Source organism: Rhodovulum sp. PH10 (genome assembly GCF_000293785.1).
Classification (GTDB): domain Bacteria; phylum Pseudomonadota; class Alphaproteobacteria; order Rhizobiales; family Xanthobacteraceae; genus Rhodoplanes.
The window spans coordinates 47,775-61,730 of sequence record NZ_AKZI01000045.1 but is presented as its reverse complement, the minus strand read 5'-3'; the positions used below and the strand labels follow the sequence as shown (position 1 = coordinate 61,730).

Below are 13,956 nucleotides of genomic sequence, written 5' to 3'. Positions count from 1 at the left end.
GAACGCGGTTCAATCGGACATCGCGACGCCCACCCAAAAGTCGGCCGCCCAGCGGCACGACGACGGTCGAGGTTTTGTCATGAGCGTCTCTTCGGTCGCCTCCACGGCCACGACGACGGCCACCACCAGCACCACCAGCACCACCAGCACGACGTCGACCTCGAGCTCGCTCGACACCGACGACTTTCTGACGCTGATCACCACCCAGCTCCAGAACCAGAACCCGACCGATCCGGTCGACGCCACCGAGTTCCTCGGTCAGCTGATGTCGTACGCGACCTTCAATCAGCTCTCCGACATGTCGACCACGCTCGACGGCATCAGTGACAGCATCGGCGAGCTGACCAGCACGGTCGCCGACATCTACGCCCAGGTCGGCGCCACCACCTCCGCATCCTGAGCCTCAGCGTATCGAGAGCGTGTCATGAGTCTGTCCGGTGCACTTTCGTCCGCCGTGTCCGCGCTCAATGCGCAGAGCCAGGCGATCTCGATGATCTCCGACAACATCGCCAATGCCTCGACCACCGGCTACAAGTCGGTGTCGGCCAGCTTCGAGAGCATGCTGTCGAGCTCGACCGCCACCAGCAGCTACTCCGCGGGCGGCGTGTCGGTGTCGACGCGCTACAACATCTCGGAGCAGGGGCTTCGCACGTCGAGCAGCAACGACACTGCGATCGCGATCGAGGGAAACGGCTTCTTCTGCGTGTCGGACGGCAAGACGGGGAGCGCGAGCTACTACACCCGCGCCGGCGACTTCACCGTCGACGACGACGGCTATCTGGTCTCCAACGGATATTATCTGCTCGGCTGGCGGACCGACGCCGAAGGCAACGTGACGAGCGGCGAGAACAGTGCCTCGCTCGAGCGGATCGACACCGGCACGGTGCAGAGCATCGCCAAGGCGACCACCACCGAGACGGTGGAGGCGAACCTGCCGGCGGACGCCGCGGTCGGCGACACCTTCACCAGCACGCTGGAGGTGTACGATTCGCTCGGCACCGCGAGCAACGTCACCGTCACCTGGACCAAGACCGCGGAGAACGCATGGAGCGCGACCTATTCCGATGCGACGCTCGCCTCCGATCCCTCGGTGGTGACCGGCACCTCGAGCGGCACCACCACCATCACCTTCGACGGCGACGGCAATCTCGCGAGCGTCACCGGCAACACGCTGGCGATCGACTGGACGACCGGCGCGAGCGACAGCGCCATCACCATCGATGTCGGCACGATCGGCGGCGCGGACGGGCTGACCCAGCGCGCCTCCGGCCTCGCCACGCCGGCGGTCGATCTGAAATCGATCGATCAGGACGGCCTCGCCTACGGGAGCCTCACCGGCGTCTCGATCGCCAATGGCGGCGACGTCACCGCGACCTACTCGAACGGCGAGACCCTGGTGATCTACAAGGTCGCGGTCGCGACGTTCGCGGATCCCAACGGGCTCACCACGCTGTCCGGCGGCATCTACGAGGAGAGTCTCGCCTCGGGCGGCGCGACGCTGCACGAGTCGGGCGTCGGCGGGGCCGGCGACATCTACGGCAGCCAGCTCGAATCGAGCACCGCCGACACCACCGAGGAGTTCAGCACGATGATCACCGCGCAGCAGGCCTATTCGGCCGCCGCACAGGTCGTCTCCACGGTGAGCGACATGTACGACACGCTGATGAGCGCGGTGCGGTGACGACGATGCGCCGCCGCCCGCCGCCCCCGGTCGACGATCCGCTGCTGCATCGGGCGCGCCGCCTCGGACGGCTCGCCGCGGCGCTTCGCGAGACGCGCCCGGCGGATCCGGCCGAGGCTCGGCGATTGCTGCAGGGCGCGGTCGCGGAGCTCGCCGGCGTGCTGCGGAGAATGCGCAGCGAGCGCGACCGGATCGCCCGCGAGCTGGAGGCCGCGGCGCGCGGCGCGCGGGCGTTCGCCGCCTATCGCGCCGCCGGCGGGCCCGGTGCGCGGAGTGTGCGGGGGAGGAGGTCGTGATGAACGAGGAGAGTGTCATGTCGACGGCAGCGTGCGAGGGGCGCACGGAGGCGAGCACGCCGGATGCGGTGGTGGCCCGGGTGATCGGCGTGGTCGACGAGCTGATCGCGCTGATCGAGGACGAGAACCGCAATCTGGCGCGCGGCCTGCCGGCTTCGCTGTCGGGCTCGGCCGAGCGCAAGAACGCGCTGGCGACCGGCCTCGAGGTGTGGGTCGCCCACGTGGAGCGCCACCGGGTGTGTGCGGCGGTGGCCGATGCCGCGCTGCGCGAGCGGCTGGTCGAGCGGGTCGGCGTGCTGCGGGTGGCGATGGACGAGAACATCGCGCGGCTGAAGCAGGCGATCGCCGCCAGCCGGCGCCGGGTCGACGCCATCATGCGGGCGATCCGCGACGAGGTGGCGACGCGCGCCACCTATGGCGACACCGGCCGCATGGGCCGGCCGATCGAGGCCGGCGCGTTCTGCAAGGGCATCCGGGCCTGACGGCCGTAAGCACGGGAGGTCTTTCGTGTCGCTCATGGTCGCCCGCAGCATCGCGACGAGTGCGCTGATCACCGCCCAGACGCGCATGAGCGTCGCCGCCGCCAATGTGGCGAACGCCGACAGCGAGGGCTACACCCGGAAGGTGGCGACCCAGACCGCGCAGTCGACCGCCGGCGTCGGCACCGGCGTTGCGGTGACCAGCATCGCCTCGACGGTCGACAAGTATCTGCTCGCCTCGCTGGTCGCGGCCGACACCCGGCTCGGCGCCGCCGAGACGACGGCGAGCTACACCGATCGCCTGCAGGCGCTCTACGGCACGGTGTCGAGCACCGACGACGAGACGACCGGCACCTCGCTCGCCAACACCATCGCCGATCTCACCGATGCGCTGACCCAGCTCTCCGGCACGCCGGAGAGCGCGACGCTGCAGGCGCAGGTGGTCGACGACCTCGATGCGGTGGCCTCGCAGCTCCGCAGCACCTCCGACGGCATCCAGTCGCTACGCTCGGACGCCGATCAGGAGATCGAGACGACCGTCGACGAGATCAACGAGGCGCTCGCCACCATCGACGATCTCAACGACCGCATCGTCGCTGCAAAGGCGGCCGGGGTGCCGACCGGCGACCTCGAGGATGCCCGCACCACCGCGCTCGAGACTGTCGCCTCGGCGATGGACGTCACCTCCTTCACCGACCAGAGCGGCGCGCTGAAGATCTACACCGCGAGCGGCCGAACCCTGCTCGACGGCACCGTGCACGCGCTGTCCTATTCGAGCGCCACCGCGGTGACCGCCGACACGCGCTATCCGGGCGGCTTCGCCGGTATCGTGGTGGACGGCGTGGACATCACCGCGCAGATCTCGGGCGGCTCGATCGGTGCGCTGATCACGCTGCGCGACGAGACCTTGCCCGATGCCCAGGCCGATCTCGATGGGCTGGCGGTGTCGCTCGCCGATGCGCTGAACGCCGCTCACAACCAGGGCACCGCGGTGCCGGCGCCGTCGAGCCTCGGCGGCACGACCGTGCTCGACGCCGGCGACGGGTTCTCCGCCACCGGCACGGCGCGGTTCGCGGTGGTGGATGCCGACGGCAAGCTGGTCGCCTCCGCCGACATCGACCTGTCGACCATCACCACGGTCGGCGATCTGGTCGACGCGATCGATGCGGTCGACGGCTTGTCGGCCTCGCTCGATGCGGACGGGCATCTGGTGGTGACCGCCGACGATGCCGACACCGGCGTCGCGGTCGGCACGCTGACCAGTTCGGTCGGCGACGGCGGGCAGGGCCTGTCGGACTGGCTCGGGCTGAACGATCTCGTCACCGCCACCGGCGCCTCGGATTTTTCGGTGCGCTCCGACATCCTGGCGAACGAATCGCGGCTCGCCGTCTCCACGCTCGACGAATCCGACCCGCTCACGGTCGGCGATACCGTGCTGCCGACCGGCTCGATGGCGGTCGCCGATGCGCTGGTCGACGTGTTCGAGACCACCCACGACTTCGCCGCCGCCGGCAATCTCGGCAGCACCACCACCACCTTCGCGAGCTACGCCTCGCAGCTGGTCGCGGCGGTCGCCTCCACCGCCGCCTCGGCGGAGAGCGAGCTCGGGGTCGCCACCTCGGTGCATGCCTCGGCGAGCGACGCGGTGTCGTCGCAGTCGGGCGTCAATGTCGACGAGGAAACCGCGCTGATCGACGAGCTGCAGTCCGCCTACCAGGCCGCCGCACAGATCGTCTCGGTTCTCAACGAGATGTTCGAGGCGCTGCTCGACATGGTGCAGTGAGGGAGGGCGATCATGATCGGCCGCGTCGCGACCTTCGCGCTCAACGATCGGATGATCTCGGCGGCGCTCCAGGCGCAAGCCGAGACCGCATCGCTGCAGCTTCAGCAGGCATCCGGAAAGATCTCGGAGGATTTCGGCGGGCTCGGCGGCACCAGCCGCCGGGTGCTCGACCTGCAGACCTCGATCCGGCAGTCGCAGAGCTATTCCGCCGCCGCCACCGGCGCGCTCGGCCGCATCGAGGTGATGTATTCCGCCGCCTCGCAGATGACCGACCTGTTGACCAGCCTGCGCGCCGATTTGACCGCGGCGAGCACCGCGACCGACGAGGCGTCGGTGTCGACGCTGGCCTCCTCGGCGTCGCAAGGGCTCGCCGAGCTGGCGGCGCTGCTGAACACCAATTACGAGGGACGTTATCTGTTCGCGGGCGCCGCGACCGACACCGCCCCGGTCGATCTCGATGCCGCCGACTGGCCGACGCCGACCACGCCGTCCACCGCGAGCACGGCCTATTATCGCGGTGACGACCAGATCGCGGCGGTGAAGGTCGGCTCCGAGCAGACCGTGCAGTACGGCGTGACGGCCGATGCCGCGCCGTTCGAGCAGGCGCTGCGGGCGTTCTCGCTGGTCGCCGGGCTGTCCGGCTCCTCGGTCGATCCCGACACGCTGACCGAGGCGCTCGACCTCGCGCTGTCGGCGCTCGACGGCATCACCGCGATCCAGACCAAGCTGTCGTTCGATGCGGCGACCATGGAGCGGGCGGTCGACACCCAGACCGAGTTCCAGGACCAGGCGTCGGGGCTCGCCTCCGACCTCACCGACGTCGATCTCGCCGCCGTCACCGCCGAGCTGTCGGTGCGGCAGGCGCAGCTCGAGGCGTCCTACTCGGCGCTCGCCACCATCCAGAAGCTGAGCCTGCTCGACTATCTGCGGTGATTGGTTACGGCCGCGAGGGTTGGGGCAGGGGTTTCGGTGGCCGGCGGAGGTGGCTGCGTGCGGGCCGTTCGAGTCGGGGGTGTTTCGAGCCGGAAATCCGCCACGATGTGTGGAAAAGGATTCGGCCAGGGGTGGCGACGGGTTGTGACAACCGATAACATCCCTCACGACGAGATGCGGCGAGGCGGGGGGACTGGTGCCATGCGGCGATCACCGCGTGCCATGCTGCTCGATCCCGAGCGGCACAGGCGCAATGCGACGAGCTTTTTCGATCAGGCTCGAACGACCGGCTCGGCTCGGGAGCAGGAGCATTTTGCCCGGATGGCGCGGACCTCCGAGCTGCTCGCCAAGAATGCCGACTGGGTGCGCTCGCTCGACGTCTTCCTTGCCGATCTGCGGGCGAAGTGACGTCGGCGTGATCCGAGCCGCCGGAGCCGGAGGCGAAACGGATCGCTTTCGGCCGGATCCGAAGGAAGCAAAAAACTCGGGGGCCGGCCAAGTGGGCCGGCCCCCGTGAGACGCTGCGTTTTTCGGTGCTCTCGTGCGAGCGCATCGAGGACGGCGGTCTGCTCCGGCGATCGTGTCGTCCGACGATCACACCGTCCGACGGTCACATCTTCCGACGGTCACATCTTTCGATGATCACATCGTTGGTGATCACATCGTTGGTGATCACATCGGCCAGCGGTCGCTCCGATCAGTAGTCGGAGACGTCGCCCTTGGCCGGGTCGAAGCGTGCGGCGTCGGCGCGGCCGAAATGGCCGGTATAGGCCCACGCATTGTACGGGTTCTGCACCGCGAGCGGCGTGAAGGCGAGCGGCGCGGTCGCCGCGGCATAGGCGCCGTAGGCCAGCGGGTCGAGCACGGTCGCGACCGGCTGGTTGCGCGCTTGGTGACGCGGCGCAGCGGAGGCGCTGGTGACGGCGGTGCCGGCGACGGTGGCGAGCGCGAGGGTCGCCGCGAGAGCGGTCTTGGTGAAGGTCGACATGAGAAAGCTCCTGTCGATCGGCAGCACAGGCGGACCGTGGGGGTGGAGGCTGCCGACGGGGGGAAGGGGTGTCCGCCGTTCCGACATGTGCGGTGCAGCACCCCCTTTCGCCAATCAACAAAGAGTGCTCGGCTGCGGGATTGAAGACGTCGTGGAGCGAACTATCTCGTACGGCGGTATGGCCGGCGTCCGCGATCGTTTCGGAACGTTTCGGATATCGCGAAACCCGGCCGCCGTCGTCCCGAAGTCTTTCCGAAAACGTCCCGACGTCTTTCGATGCGAGATCCGGCCTCCCAAAATCGGGGGCGGATACGCACGGCCGTGGCGAAAACAGAATTCTCGGACAAAACGTCTCGGCGAATACACTCTTCTTCTGTCGAGCGTGTCGGGAGAAAATTTGCTGCGGTGCCGTGACGCTCCCGCAGCAAATCTCCTGTCGTGGGCGGGCGGAAGACGGGCGCGCCCGTCACGCCTCGAAGCGGGTGACGAGGTCGTCCAGCACCGGGCGGGTGCGGTCCTCCACCGTGCCGTCGTGCCGGCCGATATGCACGAAACCCGCGAACTTCTCGTCCTCGTCGAGCCCGAACGCCCGCATCACCTGCTTGTCGTAGGCGTACCACTCGGTGATCCACGAGGCCTTGTAGCCGAGCGCATTGGCGGCGATCAGCAGGTTCATCGCGGCGGCCCCGGCCGACAGCACCTGCTCCCATTCCGGGATCTTCGGGTGCTTCGTCACCCGGCTCACCACCGCGATCACCAGCGGCGCGCGGGCGAGCCGGCCGGTCTCGCGCACCAGGTCGTCGCCGGTCGCCTCGGGGTTCTTGGCCGCATAGGCGGAGGCGATCGCCGCCCCGGCCTCCTCGCGATGGTCGCCCTCGAACAGGATGAAGCGCCAGGGCGCGAGCTTGCCGTGGTCGGGCACCCGCGCGGCGATCGCCAGCATGGTGGCGATGTCGTCGGCGCCGGGCGCCGGGCCGCTCAGCTGCTCGGGCTTCACCGAGCGGCGCGTTTTCAACAGGGCGAGCGTATCGGTCATGAAAACCTCCGGAACGACGCGCGCGAGCGCGGAAAATCCGTGACGGGCAGGGCGCTAGCATACGGGAAGCACCGGATAAAGAGTTACCTCGGCTTGAAAATGCCCCAAAGCCACGCGTATGTGTCCGGCATGATCAGGGCAGGGGGTGGCTCGATCCGAGAGGGAACGAGGTCGGGTTGGTCGGCGCGGCATGCGGCGACGGCTCGCCCCTGCGCGACGTCCCGCGGTCTTTCGGCCGCGCCTCCTTCGTCCGCGCCTCCTTCGTCCGCGCCTCCTTCGCTCGCTCGGTTCCGCGCGGCTCTTCCCGCAGTGGTCCGGCTCGCCGCGGCGGTGCTCGCGCTTCTCCTGGTGCTGGCACCCGACCAGAGCTTCGCCCAGAACCGGCCCGAGCAGGCGATCGTCGGGGCGATGCAGCGCTTCGTGAACTCGCTGCCGTTCGGCGGGCTTCTGTCGCCGTCCCCGCCGCCACCGCCCTCGCCGCATGCGCCGCCGCCCGGTGCCGCCCGCTTCGTCCCGCCCGGCGACCTGCCGCCGACCCCGCCGGCCCCGGTGCTGCAGAGCCTGCTGCCGCCCTCGACCCCGGTGCCCTATGCGCCGACGCCCGACCAGAGCGGCATGCCGGCGATCGAGCAGCCCGGCTCCACCACCACCATCGGCCCGGCCGCGCCGCGCGAGACCGCGCTGTCGCTGTCGGCCCGCTACGGCGCCGAGAGCCCGTCGATCACCGGCGGCATCGTCTGGCGGGTCTACCCGGTCCGGCCGGACGTCACCGGCAGCTTCCGCCCGCTGCGCGAGGAGCGCACCGCGAGCCCGGTGCTGCAGCTGCCGCCCGGCGACTACGTGGTGCATGCGAGCTTCGGCCTCGCCAGCGCCGCCAGGACGGTGCATCTCGGCGACGTGCCGCTGCACGAGACGTTCGACATCCCGGCCGGCGGCCTGCGGCTCGAGGGCCGCGTCGGCGACGCCCGCATTCCCAAGGGCCAGATCAGCTTCGACGTCTTCCGCGGCAGCCAGTTCGATCCGGGCGAGAAGCAGAAGGTCGCCGAGGACGTCCTCACCGGCGACGTCGTCGTGCTGCCCGAGGGCACCTACCACATCGTCTCCAACTACGGCGACTCGAACGCCGTGGTGCGCTCCGACATCCAGGTGCATGTCGGCAAGCTCACCGACGTGACGGTGACCCACCGCGCCGCCGTGATCACCCTGAAGCTCGTCACCGACGACGGCGGCGAGGCGCTCGCCAACACCAGCTGGACGGTGCTGACGCCGGGCGGCGACGTGATCAAGGAGTCGGTCGGCGCCTTCCCGCGCGTCGTGCTGGCCGAGGGCGACTACCGCGCGATCGCCCGCAACGACGGCCGCACCTTCGAGCGCAACTTCAACGTCGTCACCGGCGTCGACGGCGAGGTCGAGGTGGTCGCCCGCTGAGGGGGACTCGTCCCCGGGGGACTCGTCCCAAAGGACTCGTCCCGGGGGACTCGTCCCCGATCCCTCCGCTCCAGGCATTCTCTTTCAGCCGTTCTCTTTCCGGCATGCGTGCGCCGGCGCGCGCGTCGTCGCCTCGGCCGGTTTTTCCGCGATACGACCGCGAATTTCACGCGACACGCGTGGCGTTTCGCGCGATCCTGACGGGCGTTGCGGATGGGGATCGCGCATGACCGAGTCGTTTTCGAGTGTGCGTGCGGGGGCTCGGCCCCTGCCGTTCCGGCGCCCCGGCCGCGCCGTGCCGGTGTTCTGCCGGGTGCTGCCGCTCGTCGCGATGCTCGCCGGTGGTACTTCTCTCGCAGCCGCCGCCGAGGCGGATGCGGAGCACGGCGCCCTGCTGGCGCGGCGCTGGTGCGCGCCCTGCCACGTGGTGGCGGCCGATCAGGTGCAGCCGACCTCCGAGGCCGCTCCCTTCGCCTCGATCGCTTCGCGAAAAGGGTTCGACGCCGGCGATCTCGCGCTGTTTCTGCTCGATCCGCATCCGAAGATGCCGAGCATGAATCTGACCCGCGCCGAGGCCGCCGACCTCGCGGCTTACGTCAAAACCCTCGCGCCGTAGCGCGAGGGTTTTTCCGTCGAAGCAATCGACGAGATTCGTGCCGACGGCGGGAGACGACGACCTCGTCCTTCGAGACGCACTCCTGCGGAGTGCTCCTCCGGACGAGGTCGAGCTCTGTCGCCGTTCGTCTCACGCCGCCGCGGCGTCCTCGGCGGCGGCGCGCTTCAGGTCCGGCGGCACCGCCTCCTCGACCATCGCGGCGAGTGCGGCGTCGAGCGGCGTCACCTGCTGGCGGTCGCTGCCGAGCCGGCGGATCGAGACGGTGCGCTCCGCCGCCTCCTTCTTGCCGACCACCAGCAGCACCGGCACCTTTGCCAGCGAGTGCTCGCGGACCTTGTAGTTGATCTTCTCGTTCCTGAGATCGAGCTCGACCCGCAGCCCCGCGCGCCGCGCCTTTGCGGCGACCTCCTTGGCATAATCGTCGCCGTCCGAGGTGATGGTCGCCACCACCGCCTGCACCGGCGCGAGCCACAGCGGAAAGTGCCCCGCATGGTGCTCGATCAGAATGCCGAGGAAGCGCTCCATCGAGCCGCAGATCGCGCGATGCACCATCACCGGCGTCTTCTTGGCGCCGTCGGCGTCGATATAGAACGCGCCGAACCGCTCCGGCAGGTTGAAGTCCACCTGGGTGGTGCCGCACTGCCAGTCGCGGCCGATCGCGTCGCGCAGGACGTACTCGAATTTCGGCCCGTAGAACGCGCCTTCGCCGGGATTGACGGCGGTCTTGATCTTGCCGCCCGACTGCTCGGCGATCTGCTCGAGCACGCGCGACATCACCGCTTCCGCGTGATCCCACGAGGCGTCCGACCCGACCCGCTTCTCCGGCCTCGTCGACAGCTTCACGGTGAGATCGCCGGAAAAGCCGAAGTCGGCATAGGTGGAGAGGATCAGGTCGTTGATCTTCAGGCACTCCTCGGCGAGCTGATCCTCGTTGCAGAAGATGTGTGCGTCGTCCTGGGTGAAGCCGCGCACGCGCATCAGCCCGTGCATCGCGCCGGACGGCTCGTAGCGGTGCACCACGCCGAACTCGGCGAGCCGGATCGGCAGGTCACGATAGCTCTTCAGCCCGTGCTTGAAGATCATCACGTGGCCGGGGCAGTTCATCGGCTTGATAGCGAACCAGCGCTTGTCCTCCGCCTCGTCGCCGGCCGACTGCGCCGCGAACATGTTTTCGCGGTACCACTCCCAGTGACCGGAGGTCTCCCACAGGACCTTGTCGAGCATCTGCGGGGCGTTGACCTCGTCGTAGTCGGCGGCGAGCCGACGACGCATATAGGCGATCACCGACTGGAACATCGACCAGCCCTTGGCGTGCCAGAACACGACGCCGGGACCTTCCTCCTGGAAGTGGAAGAGGTCGAGCTCGCGCCCGAGCTTGCGGTGGTCGCGCTTCTCGGCCTCCTCGATCTGGTGCAGATAGGCGTCGAGGTCCTCCTGCTTGGCCCAGGCGGTGCCGTAGATGCGGGTCAGCATCGGATTGTTGCTGTCGCCGCGCCAATAAGCGCCCGCGACCTTCATCAGCTTGAAGGCGGTGCCGATCTTGCCGGTCGAGGTCATGTGCGGGCCGCGGCACAGGTCGAACCAGTCGCCCTGCTTGTAGATGCGGATGGTCTGATCCTCGGGGATCGCGTCGACCAGCTCGACCTTGAAGCCCTCGCCCTTCTCGTGAAAGACCTTCTTGGCCTCGTCGCGGGTCCAGATCTCCTTGGTGAAGGGTTTGTCGCGCGCGACGATCTCCTTCATCTTCTTCTCGATCGCGGCGAAGTCGTCGGGCGTGAACGGCTCGTTGCGGAAGAAGTCGTAATAGAAGCCGTTCTGGATCACCGGGCCGATCGTCACTTGCGTGCCGGGCCACAGGCTCTGCACGGCTTCCGCCATCACGTGGGCGGCGTCGTGGCGGATCAGCTCGAGCGCGCGCGGGTCGTCGCGCGAGACGAACTCGATTTTTGCGTCGGTGGTGATCGGGTCGGCGAGGTCGGCGAGCACGCCGTCGAGCGCCATCGCGACGGTGCGCTTGGCGAGCGAGGGCGAGATGCCCTTGGCGATGTCGAGACCGGTGATGCCGTTTTCGAACTCCCGACGCGCGCCGTCGGGAAAGGTCAGGGCGACCATTCTTCAGCTCCTGTTGCTCACTCGCTGCCTACGAACGCAGGTAAGCGGATTTTTTCGGACGGCCGTGGATACAGCAGGGGAGCGCGTCGACGCAAGGCGGTGGCGCAGCCCGTGAACGCGGCGGTCGCCGGAGGCGGTGAGCGCGGCGACGAATCGAAGAAGAAGCCGGTCGACAATTCATAAAATTCTTAACGAAGTCTCGAGATCGACCACAATGACGACAAATTGACTCGTCAACTTCCCGTGTAGGGATGGGGATCAGCGCACGGATTCGGCACCCCGACCGGACCATCGTCGCGACGACGCCGTGAAAGTCAGGCGTAGCGTCGGCGTCGTGAGTTCGCGCGAAGCCGGTGATCATACGACGTGCGTGCAACGTTCGCCGCGAGGTCGTTCGTTCTGAGTCGCTCGCGGCGCGGGAAGCGCGTCATGGCTGAAGGCCTGCAGCGGGATCGCTGGCGATGTGTCAGTGACGGCGTCGAAGCGCCGGCGGCCGCTGCGGCCTTCTCCACGGCGCGCGACGCCTCGGTGTGCGACGCCTCGGTGTGCGACGCCTCGTCGATCCCCGAGCTCCTCGCCGTTTCCGAAATCCTTTCGCCGGCCACGCCGGACGAAATCCGTCCGCTCGCTCGCCCCCTGTTCGATCGACGCCCGTTCGACGGGGAGGTCGACGCCGAGGCCGCCCGCGCGCTGTCGCGCGTCGCGCCGACGCTGGCGGCGCTCGCCTTCGGCGCGCCGAGGCCCGGCGATTCCGGGCTCGCCCTCGTGGCGCCGCCCCGTCCGGCACCGGCGTCGGCGACATCGCCGAGGACGCGTCCTCCGAGCGCTCGTCCGGCCCCGGTTCTTCCGGCTTCCCTGCTTCCGGCCTCGCTGCTTCCGGCCTCGCTGCTGCCGGTCGCCGAGCCGACGACACTGGTGCCGACGACACTGGTGCCGGCGACACTCGTGCCCGCGACACTGGTGCCGACCACACCGCTGCCCGTGCCCCGGGCGCAGTCCGCTCCGATGTCGCGTGTCCAGATGTCGGCCCGAGAGCCCGACATCGCCGGCAAGGTCGCCGCGGGACCGGCGCTTCCGGTGAGTTTGTCCACGTCGTCGTCCGTCCCGGCGCTCCGCCTCGCCGTCGAGACCGTGCCCGAGCCGGCGCCGCAAACCGCTCCGGCGCGTCCGGCGCTGCGCCGGTTTGCGCGCGGGGCGACGCTGGTCGTTGCGGTCGCGACGGTGGCGGCGGCGATGGCCTTTTTCGGTGCGCCCGGCGCCCGGCGGGCGCTCGTCACGGCCCAGCCGCGGCTGGTGGTGCTCGAGAGCCGGCGCGTCGCGCCCGGCGAGCGGGTGCCGCTCGGCGTCGGCCTCGCCGTGCCGAAGGGGCAGGCCGACGGGGTGGTGGTCGAGGGTGTCGCGCCCGGTGCGATCGTCACCGGCGCGGTCTTCACCGGCGCGGTCTCGACCGGCGCGGTCTTCACCGGTGGCACCGAAGGCGAGAGCGGCCGCTGGCAGCTCTCGCGGAGCGCGCTCGCGAGTGCGGAGATCGTGCCGCCGCCGGGCTTCATCGGCCCGATGACGCTGCACGTGTCGCTGCGCGATGCCGCCGGCTTGGTGCTCGACCGGGCGACCACGGCGGTGCGCTGGGGCAGCCCGGCGATCGTCTCGGCGGACGCGTCCGCCGAAAAGTCCGCAGACTCGTCTGCCGCCTCGTCGACGGACGAGTCCGTCGGCATCGCCGATACGACCGGGCAGGGGACCCCGGCCCAGGAGGCCGCCGCGGCGCCGTTCGCTGCCGGGATCGACCGCGACGAGGCCGAGCTTCTGCTCGCCCGTGGCCAGGATTTTCTGCTCGACGGCGATCTCGATGCCGGGCGGCTGCTGCTGCAGCGCGCGAGCCGCGGCGGCGACGCCCGAGCGGCGCTGCTGATCGGCGCCACCTTCGATCCCGACCTGCTGCCGCGCCTCGATCTCGCCGCGACCCCGGATCCCGCGCAGGCGCGGGCCTGGTATCGCCGCGCCGCCGCCCTCGGCTCGCCGGTCGCGGTGTCTCAGCTCGGCCGGCTGGACGCCGCCCGGCGCGAGGAAGCGTCGGCCGCCTCCGACGGCGCCGTCGCGGCGCTCTCGCCGTCGCACTGATCGCCGCGAGAAGCCGGCCTTTCGGGCGGCGTCGGGTCGGTGCCGCGCCAGCGCCCGTAGCGCCACGGCAGGAACCAGCGCGCCTCCGCCGGCACCACGACCGGCACGAAGTCGAGCCCACGAGTGCCGAGCGGATGGCAGCGGCAGAACCGCGCCAGCGTCATCCAGCCGCCCGCCCACAGCCCGAACCGCGTGATCGCCTCCTCGCCATAGGCCGAGCAGGTCGGCAGATGCCGGCACTGCGTGCCGACCCACGGCGACAGCACGAGGCGATACAGCCGGATCACACCCACGCCGAAAAAGCGCGGTAGGCGACTCGCAGCAGCGATATGTCGGGTGACTGGCATCGTCCTTGCTACATAATTCCTCGCGAAAGGGAGGAAAAGGCTCGCCGACGGCGTGCAGGGCGGTGCGCGGCAAGGTTGCCTAATTTCGCCGCAAAAGTGCCGCTTGCGACTTACAACTGCGTACGTAATCATCACA

At 69.4% G+C, this 13,956-nt stretch carries 15 protein-coding genes; 10 read left to right on the top strand and 5 right to left on the bottom strand.

Features of this window, described 5'->3' with window-relative positions:
* Positions 1-79: 79 nt before the first annotated feature.
* From A33M_RS08975 to A33M_RS08945, 7 genes are all read left to right on the top strand, one after another.
* The gene (locus tag A33M_RS08975; RefSeq protein ID WP_040619843.1) at positions 80-400 is read left to right on the top strand and encodes a flagellar hook capping FlgD N-terminal domain-containing protein; all 321 of its coding nucleotides are present in this window, start codon (positions 80-82) and stop codon (positions 398-400) included.
* Positions 401-424: 24 nt separating this feature from the next.
* The gene (gene flgE, locus A33M_RS08970; RefSeq protein ID WP_008386008.1) at positions 425-1,681 is read left to right on the top strand and encodes a flagellar hook protein FlgE; all 1,257 of its coding nucleotides are present in this window, start codon (positions 425-427) and stop codon (positions 1,679-1,681) included.
* Positions 1,682-1,686: 5 nt separating this feature from the next.
* On the top strand, positions 1,687-1,977 hold the full coding sequence (locus A33M_RS08965; RefSeq protein WP_008386006.1) for a hypothetical protein: 291 nt from the start codon (positions 1,687-1,689) through the stop codon (positions 1,975-1,977).
* 17 nt (positions 1,978-1,994) lie between these two features.
* A complete protein-coding gene (locus A33M_RS08960) occupies positions 1,995-2,459 on the top strand; it encodes a flagellar protein FlgN (RefSeq protein WP_008386003.1) in 465 nt (154 codons plus the stop codon).
* A 34-nt stretch (positions 2,460-2,493) separates the two neighbouring features.
* A complete protein-coding gene (gene flgK / locus A33M_RS08955) occupies positions 2,494-4,239 on the top strand; it encodes a flagellar hook-associated protein FlgK (RefSeq protein WP_237718331.1) in 1,746 nt (581 codons plus the stop codon).
* 12 nt (positions 4,240-4,251) lie between these two features.
* The gene (locus A33M_RS08950) at positions 4,252-5,172 is read left to right on the top strand and encodes a flagellin (RefSeq protein ID WP_008385999.1); all 921 of its coding nucleotides are present in this window, start codon (positions 4,252-4,254) and stop codon (positions 5,170-5,172) included.
* 201 nt (positions 5,173-5,373) lie between these two features.
* Entirely contained in the window at positions 5,374-5,580 is a 207-nt protein-coding gene (locus A33M_RS08945) for a hypothetical protein (protein WP_157223393.1), read from the top strand.
* Positions 5,581-5,869: 289 nt separating this feature from the next.
* Here the strand turns inward: A33M_RS08945 and A33M_RS08940 are convergent, their stop codons facing one another.
* Positions 5,870-6,160: a hypothetical protein gene (locus A33M_RS08940; RefSeq protein ID WP_008385993.1), complete on the bottom strand. Its 291-nt coding sequence runs from the start codon at positions 6,158-6,160 to the stop codon at positions 5,870-5,872.
* A 466-nt stretch (positions 6,161-6,626) separates the two neighbouring features.
* The gene (locus tag A33M_RS08935; protein WP_008385991.1) at positions 6,627-7,196 is read right to left on the bottom strand and encodes a nitroreductase family protein; all 570 of its coding nucleotides are present in this window, start codon (positions 7,194-7,196) and stop codon (positions 6,627-6,629) included.
* A gap of 309 nt (positions 7,197-7,505) precedes the next feature.
* Between A33M_RS08935 and A33M_RS08930 the strand changes: the two genes are divergently transcribed.
* Both A33M_RS08930 and A33M_RS08925 read left to right on the top strand, forming a co-directional pair.
* Positions 7,506-8,624 (top strand): hypothetical protein, encoded by a 1,119-nt coding sequence (locus A33M_RS08930; RefSeq protein ID WP_008385989.1) that lies wholly within the window; start codon positions 7,506-7,508, stop codon positions 8,622-8,624.
* A gap of 226 nt (positions 8,625-8,850) precedes the next feature.
* The gene (locus A33M_RS08925) at positions 8,851-9,240 is read left to right on the top strand and encodes a cytochrome c (protein ID WP_202801832.1); all 390 of its coding nucleotides are present in this window, start codon (positions 8,851-8,853) and stop codon (positions 9,238-9,240) included.
* Between the two features lie 129 nt (positions 9,241-9,369).
* Here A33M_RS08925 and thrS read toward each other — a convergent pair whose 3' ends face one another.
* Together thrS and A33M_RS23815 are read right to left on the bottom strand one after the other, a co-directional pair.
* Positions 9,370-11,352 (bottom strand): threonine--tRNA ligase, encoded by a 1,983-nt coding sequence (gene thrS, locus A33M_RS08920; protein ID WP_008385984.1) that lies wholly within the window; start codon positions 11,350-11,352, stop codon positions 9,370-9,372.
* Positions 11,353-11,666: 314 nt separating this feature from the next.
* The gene (locus A33M_RS23815) at positions 11,667-12,443 is read right to left on the bottom strand and encodes a hypothetical protein (protein ID WP_157223392.1); all 777 of its coding nucleotides are present in this window, start codon (positions 12,441-12,443) and stop codon (positions 11,667-11,669) included.
* Between A33M_RS23815 and A33M_RS23810 the strand changes: the two genes are divergently transcribed.
* On the top strand, positions 12,430-13,473 hold the full coding sequence (locus A33M_RS23810) for a hypothetical protein (protein WP_157223391.1): 1,044 nt from the start codon (positions 12,430-12,432) through the stop codon (positions 13,471-13,473). The genes A33M_RS23815 and A33M_RS23810 overlap by 14 nt on opposite strands.
* Here the strand turns inward: A33M_RS23810 and yidD are convergent.
* The gene (gene yidD, locus A33M_RS25300) at positions 13,386-13,760 is read right to left on the bottom strand and encodes a membrane protein insertion efficiency factor YidD (RefSeq protein WP_337460004.1); all 375 of its coding nucleotides are present in this window, start codon (positions 13,758-13,760) and stop codon (positions 13,386-13,388) included. The genes A33M_RS23810 and yidD overlap by 88 nt on opposite strands.
* Between the last annotated feature and the right edge of the window lie 196 nt (positions 13,761-13,956).

Coding starts and splice junctions, on each gene's coding strand:
- A33M_RS08975 (WP_040619843.1), top strand. CDS start 80: ATGAGCGTCTCTTCGGTCGCCTCCACGGCCACGACGACGGCCACCACC.
- flgE (WP_008386008.1), top strand. CDS start 425: ATGAGTCTGTCCGGTGCACTTTCGTCCGCCGTGTCCGCGCTCAATGCG.
- A33M_RS08965 (WP_008386006.1), top strand. CDS start 1,687: ATGCGCCGCCGCCCGCCGCCCCCGGTCGACGATCCGCTGCTGCATCGG.
- A33M_RS08960 (WP_008386003.1), top strand. CDS start 1,995: ATGTCGACGGCAGCGTGCGAGGGGCGCACGGAGGCGAGCACGCCGGAT.
- flgK (WP_237718331.1), top strand. CDS start 2,494: ATGGTCGCCCGCAGCATCGCGACGAGTGCGCTGATCACCGCCCAGACG.
- A33M_RS08950 (WP_008385999.1), top strand. CDS start 4,252: ATGATCGGCCGCGTCGCGACCTTCGCGCTCAACGATCGGATGATCTCG.
- A33M_RS08945 (WP_157223393.1), top strand. CDS start 5,374: ATGCGGCGATCACCGCGTGCCATGCTGCTCGATCCCGAGCGGCACAGG.
- A33M_RS08940 (WP_008385993.1), bottom strand. CDS start 6,160: ATGTCGACCTTCACCAAGACCGCTCTCGCGGCGACCCTCGCGCTCGCC.
- A33M_RS08935 (WP_008385991.1), bottom strand. CDS start 7,196: ATGACCGATACGCTCGCCCTGTTGAAAACGCGCCGCTCGGTGAAGCCC.
- A33M_RS08925 (WP_202801832.1), top strand. CDS start 8,851: ATGACCGAGTCGTTTTCGAGTGTGCGTGCGGGGGCTCGGCCCCTGCCG.
- thrS (WP_008385984.1), bottom strand. CDS start 11,352: ATGGTCGCCCTGACCTTTCCCGACGGCGCGCGTCGGGAGTTCGAAAAC.